At 38.4% G+C, this 11,361-nt stretch carries 6 protein-coding genes; 1 reads left to right on the plus strand and 5 read right to left on the minus strand.

Going from position 1 to position 11,361, the window contains the following annotated elements:
• Positions 1 to 20: 20 nt before the first annotated feature.
• The 3 genes from IEX65_RS24960 to IEX65_RS24970 form a co-directional block, all read right to left on the minus strand.
• Positions 21 to 2,444 carry a bifunctional YncE family protein/alkaline phosphatase family protein gene (locus IEX65_RS24960; RefSeq protein WP_188770568.1) on the minus strand — a complete coding sequence of 808 codons (2,424 nt, stop codon included), beginning with the start codon at positions 2,442 to 2,444 and terminating at the stop codon, positions 21 to 23.
• A 78-nt stretch (positions 2,445 to 2,522) separates the two neighbouring features.
• Positions 2,523 to 4,007 carry a SusD/RagB family nutrient-binding outer membrane lipoprotein gene (locus tag IEX65_RS24965; protein ID WP_188770570.1) on the minus strand — a complete coding sequence of 495 codons (1,485 nt, stop codon included), beginning with the start codon at positions 4,005 to 4,007 and terminating at the stop codon, positions 2,523 to 2,525.
• A gap of 19 nt (positions 4,008 to 4,026) precedes the next feature.
• Entirely contained in the window at positions 4,027 to 7,182 is a 3,156-nt protein-coding gene (locus IEX65_RS24970) for a SusC/RagA family TonB-linked outer membrane protein (protein WP_188770572.1), read from the minus strand.
• 285 nt (positions 7,183 to 7,467) lie between these two features.
• Between IEX65_RS24970 and IEX65_RS24975 the strand changes: the two genes are divergently transcribed.
• Positions 7,468 to 8,001 (plus strand): GNAT family N-acetyltransferase, encoded by a 534-nt coding sequence (locus tag IEX65_RS24975; protein WP_188770573.1) that lies wholly within the window; start codon positions 7,468 to 7,470, stop codon positions 7,999 to 8,001.
• Positions 8,002 to 8,018: 17 nt separating this feature from the next.
• Here IEX65_RS24975 and IEX65_RS24980 read toward each other — a convergent pair whose 3' ends face one another.
• Together IEX65_RS24980 and IEX65_RS24985 are read right to left on the minus strand one after the other, a co-directional pair.
• Complete coding sequence (locus IEX65_RS24980) at positions 8,019 to 8,390, minus strand: LytTR family DNA-binding domain-containing protein (protein ID WP_188770575.1); 372 nt, start codon at positions 8,388 to 8,390, stop codon at positions 8,019 to 8,021.
• 23 nt (positions 8,391 to 8,413) lie between these two features.
• Positions 8,414 to 11,356 (minus strand): 3-coathanger stack domain-containing protein, encoded by a 2,943-nt coding sequence (locus tag IEX65_RS24985; protein ID WP_188770577.1) that lies wholly within the window; start codon positions 11,354 to 11,356, stop codon positions 8,414 to 8,416.
• Positions 11,357 to 11,361: the final 5 nt, after the last annotated feature.

The raw sequence follows: 11,361 nt of genomic DNA on the forward strand, positions 1-11,361 counted from the left end.
ATTAGGAATTTATTACTCAATCAATCATTATCTGTTTTCGTAACTCTCACAAATGCACTTCTTCTTGGAGCTGGAAGCTGAGCCAATTCTCCTTTTATTCCTTTCCATAAAATTTCATTAAAAAGATTATCGTCATTACTATCAGCTTCTGCGAAATCTAAGCCTTCTGAACGTTTCGCCGATGGTGTGTATGCGATATTGATTTCACCTAAATTGATTGAAGAAGGAATATGAAGATACGGTGTAAAGTCGGGATTTGATGTAAAACTACGAAACATTGGCGTAGCGGCAGCATCATATTGTGTCATTGGGGGCAAACCAAGTATTAATTCAATTGTTCGGAGCATCCCAGAGGTTGAATACATCGTATGGTCAACGTGCTTGCGTTTCGTGTACGGACTCACCACAAGGGCAATTGAGCGATGGGCATCTACGTGGTCAGGGCCATTCTGAGCATCGTCTTCGATAATAAAAATTGCGGATTGATTCCATATTGGGCTTTTGCTTAAATGCTCCACAAACATCCCAACGGCTAAATCATTATCAGCGACACAAGCAAACGGAGTGGGCTTTCCAACGGCCATTCCTTGAGTATGGTCTGCACCAAGTCTAATCGAATTAAATGCAGGAACGGCCTTTGCTACAACCAAAGAATCAAAATCTCGTTTCCATTGATTCACACGGGTAGTATCTCTTACTTTCTGATTGTAATAGCCTGTAAAGTTTGAACAAACATGCTCTTTATCCAGTGCAGGAATGTTCCCTTTTTTATCATCAGCAAAAACACCATACGTGCGATAGCTCACGCCTTTACGCTTACAAAAGTCCCAAATAAAGCCGTCTTTATCATTAGCAATCTGTCGGCGGCCCATGCCTTCTGTTACCCCCCCACGACGACCATAACCTGTTGGCCAAGTTTTTTCTAAATAGTCGTTGGCGTGGGCACCCATCGACCAATTATGGCCATCGGCACTTACTTCGGCATCTACATAAAAATTATCAAGCAATACGTATTCTTTGGCCAATTTATGTTGGTTTGGTGTGTATTTTTCACCAAAAAGGCAAAGCGTAGTATCTCCGTTACCTTCTTTTATATCACCAAAAACTTGGTCATAGGTACGGTTTTCTTTTAAAATATAAAATACGTGTTTGATGGGTGAAGTATCACCCACTTTCTTCGGAATTGGATTGTTGGGTTCACCTTCGGTTACGAGTTCTTTCTCTTTTTTATAGGGGGTATTCTGATATACTTTTTTTGAATAGGCGTCTAATTCTTTTTCGCTTGGTGTATCAATGATACTTAGCGTACCTTTCATCAAATTACCAATGTATTGCCCACGGGTATCTTCACCGAGATGAGACTCTGAAAGTACACCTTTCTTTACTGGTTGCGGCCCAAGTGGGTTAGCAAATGAGGTAAATCCTTTACCATTAGAAACCACAATTTTTTGCCCAATAACTCGCACATTAGTAGGGTACCAGCCCACAGGAATAAATCCTTTTGAAAAACTTTTGCCTTTATTGCTTACATCAAAAACCGCTAAGCAATTATTATCCGCATTAGCAATGTAGAGTGTTTTTTCATCTTTTGATAACGCAACACCATTTGTAACCGAGCCAACGAGTGAGTTTGGATACAAACCGGCATCCAAGATTTCAATAACCTTTTGAGCTTTTGTATCAATTACAGAAACACTATTGTCGCCCGCATTGGCTACAAATAAATATTTGCCACTTTTACTTAAAATCAATTCATTTGGATTGTACGAAACTGGAATTGATGTGAGCATTTTACGGTTTTGTGTATCAAAAAGGGCTATTTTACGTCCACCCCAAAGTGAAATATAAAGTGTTTTTTTGTCGGGTGAAAGTACACAGGTATAGCCTTCATGGCCTAAATTTTGCTCGTAAACAATGGCTTTTGTTCTTAAATCCAGTATATAAAATGAGTTATTTTCTTTTGTGACAACGTATAATAATTTGTGGTCGTCATCTATTTCAATACCAACTGGTGAAATTTTATTTGGCCATTTCTTTCCCAAAATTAAACTATCATTTAAAACGAGTTTGTTTTCGATGATGCCATACTTTAAAATCCAATTATCGTTTCCGCCCGAAGCATATAAGCTTTTTTCATCTTTACTAAACTTTAACCCATAAAAAGACTTCGGAATCTCGATATTATCTAAAATTTTTTCTGATTTTACATCAATCAGTTGAATACTTTGCTTCCCTTGACCATTATTTGTTACGGCCATTAGTTTCTGAGAAGCAGAAACAGCGATATTCAAGGGCAAATCGCCCACTTCCAAGGAGCGGCCTGCGGGTGTCAGACTCCAACCATTGGGTAATAAAACTTCTTGTGTATTGGGTTGTGTATTGATGCTCTGACTGAAAGCTCCGAATGAAGAAAGTATCAGGAAGAATAGAAGTATTTTTTTCATTTTAATGTGTTTTATTAAATGGATAACGCTGACAAGCTCTCAGGAACTTGTCAGCGTCAGAAAATCAATTTTATGGTTTTACTTTTCCCACCAAACTTTTGTATCGCTATTATCAGCACCCATCGACGCAACTGCACCAGCCAAACCTTCTGGATTGAGTGACTGTAAATATGTAGGGTACGGTACACGACTTGGGAAGTTATTACTGGCAGGAATCCCAGTACCTCTCGGTAATACTGGGTAGCCAGTTCGACGTTTTTCAAACCATGATTGATAATCGACAAAGAAATAAGCATAGTATTTTTGTATCATGATTTGTTCCAACTGTTTTTCGGTAGAAAGTGTCGCATCGTAAGCGATACTTTTCTGTGTTAGAAAATTGGCAGGCATAGCTGCTCCCCATTGAACCATCGAGGCCGCAATTCCTGCTTCATAATGTGCTTTGGGCGTTTTACCAGTAGTATATCCTTTGAGAGCGAGTTCGGCTTTGATAAACTCCACTTCGGCATAAGGCATCATTACGCCTAATTGTGGCAAAGTTTTAAGGGCATCGGTATAACTTGAATTTTGGCCAACTACGTATTCGAGCGTGGTTGGATAACCACTTTGAATGCCTTTAAATGTTGATACACCTCCGACTGTAACGGGTATTGCCCAAATAGCACGACGTGGGTCAGCACTTACATTCATCGAATTTAAGAAAAATTCAGTAAAATATGTACCATCTCTCCAATCTAATGTACGGGCATTATAATACGGATTAAAATAAGGAAAGGTACCAGGGTATCTGAAAATCGCTTCGTCGGCGTTGGTTGTAAAAGTTGGATATTTTGTGGCATCGGCCAAAATCGCTGCTATCTGCTCTTTTACATTAATTTCACCTTCTTTTTTCGATAATCTTAGTAATAATCTTAATTTGAGAGAGTTTGAAAACTTTTTCCAACGTTGAATACCAATATTTTTTCCACTCGTCAAAACGCTTGTATTATACACAAAATCGCCACCGTAAGTCAAAATTTTGGTATCATCAAAAAGGCCGTTGGCAGTGTCTAAATCCTTCAAAATCTGGATATAAATATCCTTTTGTTTATCAAATGAAGGCTTAAAATTACCCTCAGTTGCCTTGATTGCCTGCGAATAAGGCACATCACCATACAAATCTGTTAAGATAGAATATGCCCAACACTTGTAAACCAATGCAATAGCTTTGTAATTATTTTCTTTCAGACGGTCCGCAATAGTATAAATATCTTCAATATCGGTTAAGTTTTGGTAAAAACTACTCCAAACACCAGCCCCTGGGTTAACAATGTAACGATGAAGCCCTAAACCGCTTGTACTTGAACGTGGGGCATCAACCTGCATGAGTTCGTGGGTAAAATTACGTGCGGCTGAAACAGAATTATTGACTATTCTATACTGCAATTGACTTAGAATAACCCCAGGGTTAACCTTTTCGGGTCTATTTGGGTCAATATTGATTTTTTCAAAATCTTTAGTACATGAGCTTGTAAATGACAATACAACCCAAAGTGTAACGATATATTTAAATTTATTTTTCATTTTTCGAGATACTGTTTGATTAAAACTTAAATGTCAAATTGGCTCCCATACTACGTGCCGATGGAAACTGCGTAAGTTCTACTCCTGGTGTGAGCGTTCCACTATTCAAATTTCCACCTTCTGGGTCAAAGCCTGGAAATTTGGTAAAATTGAATAATTCACGACCAAATAAAGCAACACTCGTTTGACGGATACCTATTCTACTTAGTAGGTTTTGTGGTAAATTGAACTCAAAACGAACTTCACGGATTTTCAAGAATGAAGCATCAAAAATATTGACTTCAGCATTACTGATTTGGTAATAATTATCATAGTATGCACTTGCCGCTACCTTTACTGTATTTGGTAAAAATGTTCCATCAGGTTGTTTTACAACACCATCACCAATTAAGCCTCCGTCTCGGCCCGGGAGAGTTACTTTGGTTTTTCCAAGTGTATTATTTTTATGATTGGTCTGCGAATACATACTGCCTCCCATTTGTCCATCTAACAACATACTCAGTTTTAGCCCTTTGTATGAAAATTCATTCGACCAACCTGCTTTCCAATCGGCAAAGGCATTACCCCATTTCTTTACGGTTGGGTCAAGTTGAGCAGGTAGTCCGTTTGTTCCATAAATAATTTGGCCATCGGGTGAGCGTTGAAAACCACGACCATACATATCGCCCATCAATCCACCTACACGAGCTTCAATCGTTACGTTTCCACTATGGCTATAAATGGTTTGGTTAGTAATTCCTTCGGCCAATTCACGTACATAACTGCGATTTCTTGACCAAATCAATGTAGAATTCCACTTAAAATCATTGTTGTTGACAATTTTTCCATTCAATTTTACTTCCACACCTTTACTGTTGATTAAACCTGCATTGATGAGAGCATTTGAAAAACCTGAAGTTGGGTCAAGTGGAACGGCCAAAATTTGATTTCGGCTATTATTATTATATACTGCAAGGTCTAAGCCAAGACGACTTTTGAATAAACGAAGGTCTAAGCCAAATTCATAACTTGAGGTTATTTCGGGCTTCAGATTGGCATTAAATAGAGTAGCTGGATTCGTGAAATTATTACCATAAATACGGTCGTAGTAACGAGTAGTTTGGTAAGGACGAGTATCATTACCAACTTGAGCCCATGAAGCACGAACTTTGGCAAATGAAATTGTTTGTGGCATTTTTATTAATTCGTGTAGTAACAAGCTCGAACTTACTGACGGATAGAAAAATGAATTATTGGCAAATGGTAAAGTACTCGACCAATCGTTTCTGCCTGTTAAATCCACAAAAATCTTTTCATCGTAAGCAAATTGCGTGGTAGCATAAACACTGTTAATTGCTTTGCGTGTCTTGAGTGGGTCGGCAACTGCTTGGTCTAAGCTATTCGATATTTGATAAATACCAGGTTGAGCCAGTTGGTCGGCATACATACCTGCAAAATCGTACGTTTGATTCATGGCATTTCCTCCAAGCGATGCCCTTACACTAATTTTATCACCATAACTATCTTTATAGTTGAGCAAAAAGTCGGTGTTTGACTCGTAACTAAAAACATTTTGTTCTCTAAACATCCCTCTTGGATATTTGGTCATGCTAAAAGGGCGTTGCTGAGAGCGATACTCAAACGACATATCCACACCAGTTCTGAGCATTAAATCAAACTTATCAGATAGTTGATAATTGGCGGCAATATTTCCGATAAGACCATGCTTATTCATTTTATTCAGCATTTCGTACATGTCCAAAAAGGGATTATCAGGGCCAGGATTGAACGGATTTCTCTGCTGTACACCCTCTAATCCAGGTTGCCAATAAGGTTTGTACCACTCAGGATTGACATTGGGAGCAGGACCGATAATGATAAAATACATCAACGATTGGTTATTATAGCCAGCAGCGGGTAGATTATCGCTTCTTTTATTGGTATAATTGGCTTTTCCTGTAATCTTTAATTTTGAAGATAACTGTTGATTAACTGACAAAGCTGCATTGATTCGCTCAAAGCCTGTGTTTGGAACAATCCATTCGTTTTTTAGATGAGTGAACGAGAATCTTGCCGAACCCTTATCCGTTCCTCCTTCAAGCGAAAGGCTATTAGAAAATGTTTTTCCTGTCTGGAAATAGCCCGAAATATAATTTTTGTAAGGCACCCATGGCGTTCTTTCCGTTGGTTTACCGTCGGGTGTATCGGGGTTATATTGAAAGTATGATTGACCATCAAATTTAGGCCCCCATGAACGGCCAGCTGCTGCGGTTGTGCTGGTATTGTTGCCATCGGCACTATTCAAGTAGGAATAATATGTATCTATGCGTCCTTCACCGTACTCAAACTGATAATCAGGCCAGCGATTAACTTGTTCAACATTAAAGTTTGTATTGAAAGCTACCCCAATTCCACGGTCTTTTCTTGCCCCTGTTTTTGTTGTAATGACCAATGCACCACCCGCAGCTCGGCTTCCATAAAGTGCGGTTGCTCCTGGGCCTTTCAATACGGTTACATTTTCTATATCATCGGGATTTAAGTCCGAAACTGTTGAGCCATAATCAACGGGGCTATCGGCCGAAAGGTGAGAAGTAAAGCCAGTTCCTGTAATTTTACTACTAATCGGTACGCCATCTACCACAATTAGTGCTTGGTTATTTTCAAGATTTAATGATGATTCACCACGTAGAGTAATTCTGGAAGAACCAATTGGCCCCCCTCCAACCCCTTGAATATTTAAACCAGCTACTTTACCCGAAAGTGTATTTACCCAGTTATTCGCTTTTGCATCAATCACTGCATTGGCATTGATGGTTTGAGCTGCAAAACCAAGTGATTTTTCTTCACGCTTGATACCGAGTGCCGTCACGATTACCTCATTCAAAGTTTTAGCATCTTCTTGTAAAATCACATCAATTTTACTTCGATTTCCAACCGTCAATTCTTGAGTAGCAAAACCAATGGCTGATATTACGAAAATCGCTTTCTCAGCATTTACATTGATTTTAAAAGTACCATTATTGTCTGAAACAGTACCTGTACTTGTTCCCTTTACCTGAATATTTACTCCAGGGATTGTTTCACCAACGGCTGATTTAACACTACCCGTTACGGTAGTATTTTGGGCGTTGGAATTAATAAACGAGGAGAAAGAAAAAATAAAAGCCAATAAGACTTTAAGTAGAGTTCTTTGCATAATATTTGATTAGTTTGGGGTATGTACAACAAAAAAATCAAACCCTTTAAATCTCAGAATTTGTTGTCCTTTGATAAGTTGTTTGAACAACAAAAGTAGATGGGTTGTGTGAATTGAGGGTTAAGGCAACATGATTCTATTGTTACTGTTTTAATAAATCCGTAGTCATAAAAATAACATTTGGTTAATACATTATTTTTCAGAAAGCATAACCAAAATTTCATAAAACCTTAATATATAATGATTAAATAATTAGTTTTTTCTGTATAATTTAATTTGTATTATATGGAACTAATCATGGAATTAAGGCAGCTCTTGTACCAAGTAGTAGCACATAAAAGCATCACAGACGAAATAGCTGGTATTTTTATTCAGCATTTATCTAAACAAGGGAAAGTTACAATACCGAATGTTGAAAAAGTGAAAACTTGTTGTAAAATCGTGTTGTGTTTTGCCAATAATGAGCTCATCGGAATCGGAGCATTAAAGTTAAACCAAAGCACTGCCTTTGAAAAGTCTGGTTTGCTTTCAATAAAAGATATTTTTGGTTTAGAATTGGGGTATTTTTTTGTAAGCGAAACTTACCGAGGGCTGGGTGTTTCTACAGCCATTGCTCGTTTATTACTTTTAGACCAAACAGAAGAGAATGTATTGGCCACGACAGAATTATATACCAACAATCCGATGATGAAAACGCTCGAAAAACTCGGATTTAAGCACTACGGTATTCCTTACAAAAGTATCTGGCACGATGGAACAATTGGCGTTTTCCTTAAATTTAAAAAGGGCGTAAAAAATGAAAAAGCCCCTTCTGATTAAGAAAGGGCTTTAATCATTTATCTGCTCAAAAAATACGCATCAATTTTCTTTAATTCTTTCATTTTTTGCTGAATAATTGGCTTTTTCCTTCGGCTGATTACTGCATTTTGCAATATTTCGCCATTGGGTAACGAAATCTGTAATACTAATCCATCGAAACTGGATGTATATTTTGTGTTTAATAAAACCGATTTATTGGGTCTGACGAAATAGTCAAATTCAGAAAATCTTTTTGCAAGTTTTTTGAGCGTGTACGAAACCAAAAATCTGCTCCCATCCGTGAGGTAAACGTAGGTGTAGTTTACCTCAGCTCTTAGCATGATAATTTCCTTTAATGCTATCTTTTTTCTACCTCCTACACTGATTAAATCATAATTATTAGCTTTCATATTCATAAAAAGTTACGTGATAATTAGTTGCAACCACCTATTTCGGCTTTAAATATTACGCCATTATCGGCCTTAAATCCAGCATTTAATTCTATTGACTTTGCCTGAAACGTAGCATTAGCCGTTCCAGTTATCATATTTGTAGCGACAATTCTTCCATTTACTGCCGAAGCCTGTTTTAGTTGTGTTCCGCTTGAAAAACTATCAGTTGGGTCAACTAAAGTTAAATTCTGAGGGCAAGCCGTGCCAAATTCAAATCGTGAAACCGTTGGGTAGTGGTCTGAAGTAGTTGTTGAATAATTTGAAACAACAGGTCTGAAACTTGATACAGAGGCCAAACTATATTTAATACCAGTAACTCCATTATCATAAAATTCATTTGAAATAATTTGATGGTCGATGTAGTCAGGAAAAGAAGCCGTACTTGCACAGTTAGCATCGCTTAGTGTTTTTGAAATTGGATTCCAAAAAGCACTTGGACGTGTTCCTGCAATGACCGTTTCGTCGGGGTTAGTGTATAAAAAAGGAGCATAGCTACTTATCTGACCCGTAGCAATAGATTTATCAACATCATCGTTTAAGTCTCCCAATACAATCGTTTTTCGAGTTGGGAACTCGGCTTGTAAGGTGTCGTACATGGCTCTAACATCATATTTTCTACGGTTGTACGATGTTAGGTCTGAGCCAGATTTGGCATGAAGACCAACAAAAAGCACAGTATCAGTTTGATTATTGATATTTACTTTTGCCAAAAACTTGAATGGTTTACGACCCGATGCCCAAAACTGGCTTGGTGTACCCGTTGGTGGATAGGTGGCAGGAGTAAAATTTTCAAACATTGGTTTTGAGTAAATCTTGGTAACAACGCTATTTTTATAAATTATACACACTCGCTGAGGGTTTGCATCGGCCACACTTGTTGAGTAAGCCGAAGAACATTCACCCGAAAACGTATTTGCACCGTAGGTATCATTCAAAGCCTTTAAGATTGTTCCGAAAGCGGTGGTTACATCGGCTGGATTTGATGGATTATACTGACAAATCTCTTGGAGCATATACACATCGGCCTTAACATCTTTAATGATATTGCTGGCGTTGGTAATTTGTGTAATGTCATTCGTACCACTTTGCGAAGGGCCATTGGTCGGGTGTCCTAACCACTCAATATTCCAGTTGAATACATCTAATTTGTTAGGGTCGTCAGTAAATGTCGTAAGTCCGCACCCACCAGAAACCGAACAAGTATTGGCACTATTTGTTAAATCGGTTGTAAGGCTTGGAAATAGCTGTAATTTATCTGTTCCAGTTGCATTAATAAAGCGTCCAACCAATCCAGTGATGTCTTGTGTAACCGTTGGAATTGTTGTGCCTATCAAGTTGGTTGCCGTTGCATCTATTCTAATTTCTGTTCCTCCTTGATTATTGCAACTAATAACGGTGTAGTTTGTGGAAGCCACAAATGTTCCTGTTGACTGAATATTGGCCGAAACGATTTTGATTAATTTACCTTCATTTGCACTTAGAAAATCATTCAAAGCAATATTGGTAAGTGGGTTATTGGAATCAAAAACTGTGGGAGCAGGAACCATGCCCGATGAAACCTTTGAGATACAAGTGAGTGTAATAATTTCTGATTCGCCATTAAAGCGAGCCGTTGTTCCTGTTAATCTCACGACATCACCCAAAGCTAAACCATTGGTTGTAACCACATTCGTAAAGAATACAGCAATCCCCCCAGTAGCATCTTGAACATAAAATTTATTAGCTCCAAAAATACCTGTAATTGAACCAGTAATCGTAACTCCAGCACTTCCTGTATAAGTTTGTTGAGCAGGGATTGTTGCTCGTACTGTTGCAATATCGGTAGCATTACCGCAAGCTAAACCATTAGATACCGACCCATTCACTGTAACATTTGCCGAAGCAGCACCTCCACCAGAATTTGATACAGTAATTCCACTTCCACCATAATTCCCAACAGCAAGGCCACTTTTCAATCTAACAAATATCTGAGTAGCAAATAAAGTTCCGCCAGTATAAGCCACATTTAGATTATCAGCATAAGAGCCATTTTGTGAAGTGGCTACTTCAAAATTTGCGGGGGCAGTAACCGTTATATTATTGGCCAAAGGCGTAAGGTTTAAGCCTGATAATGAATAACTTACACCTGCTGATGGGCCATTATTTTCTAAATATGTTAATCCATTAATGGTTGCTGGTGATACTGTAAGAGATGGAGAAGTATTTATACCTGCACTAACAGTTAAATCATCAATAGAAAGACCATGGTCAGAACCTGTGTGGTCAGGGTCATACCAACGTAAAATAATTTCTCCTCCTGCTGGTAGTGGACTGGTAAAATTGATAACACTGCTAATAGCTACTCTATTTGCGGCAAGATTACCGTTCAAAGCTCCTGCTGTTCCTCCAGTGATTGGAGAAGTAAAGTCTAAAGCAGCCTGTGCAGTATATCCAGTAGGAAGTGCTGAACTGGGGGTCAATGCTACCGAACTAAAAGCAGTATTTGAAGTAATGTATGAAAACGCTACTGTTTGAGCCGCTGCAGCACTATTTCTCCATTGTTCCCCAGTATAGCTTACTGTTATAGAGCTAATAGGTGAACCTGTATTATTTGTAAGCCTTAAGCCGATGGAAAAATTTCCTGCAGCAGCTCCTCCCGAACCAACAGAACCAATAGCTCTCTCGGTTGCGGTGGAGGTACCATAACTGTAAAGTGCTCCAGCGTTACTGGCTCCATCATTTGCAACAATGGTTGTTCCTGTACCTGTTCTTTGAGCGTATATCCCAGTAATCGTCGAATTATCTGTCCATGTTGCACTACTTGAAGTTATCAAGGTATTGAAGTCTTGTGTGAAAGACCAATTTCCGCCTGAATTTGAAAAGTTCGCTTGACCGAAAGCTCCAAAAGTTAAGATAAACAGTAATAATGTTAGTTGTTTTTTCATTGTAA

The organism is Emticicia aquatilis, assembly GCF_014644295.1.
Lineage (GTDB): Bacteria > Bacteroidota > Bacteroidia > Cytophagales > Spirosomataceae > Emticicia > Emticicia aquatilis.

What these genes read in the sequence shown, in the direction of transcription:
- IEX65_RS24970 (WP_188770572.1), bottom strand. Translation starts at nt 7,182, where the DNA reads ATGCAAAGAACTCTACTTAAAGTCTTATTGGCTTTTATTTTTTCTTTC.
- IEX65_RS24960 (WP_188770568.1), bottom strand. Translation starts at nt 2,444, where the DNA reads ATGAAAAAAATACTTCTATTCTTCCTGATACTTTCTTCATTCGGAGCT.
- IEX65_RS24975 (WP_188770573.1), top strand. Translation starts at nt 7,468, where the DNA reads ATGGAACTAATCATGGAATTAAGGCAGCTCTTGTACCAAGTAGTAGCA.
- IEX65_RS24985 (WP_188770577.1), bottom strand. Translation starts at nt 11,356, where the DNA reads ATGAAAAAACAACTAACATTATTACTGTTTATCTTAACTTTTGGAGCT.
- IEX65_RS24965 (WP_188770570.1), bottom strand. Translation starts at nt 4,007, where the DNA reads ATGAAAAATAAATTTAAATATATCGTTACACTTTGGGTTGTATTGTCA.
- IEX65_RS24980 (WP_188770575.1), bottom strand. Translation starts at nt 8,390, where the DNA reads ATGAAAGCTAATAATTATGATTTAATCAGTGTAGGAGGTAGAAAAAAG.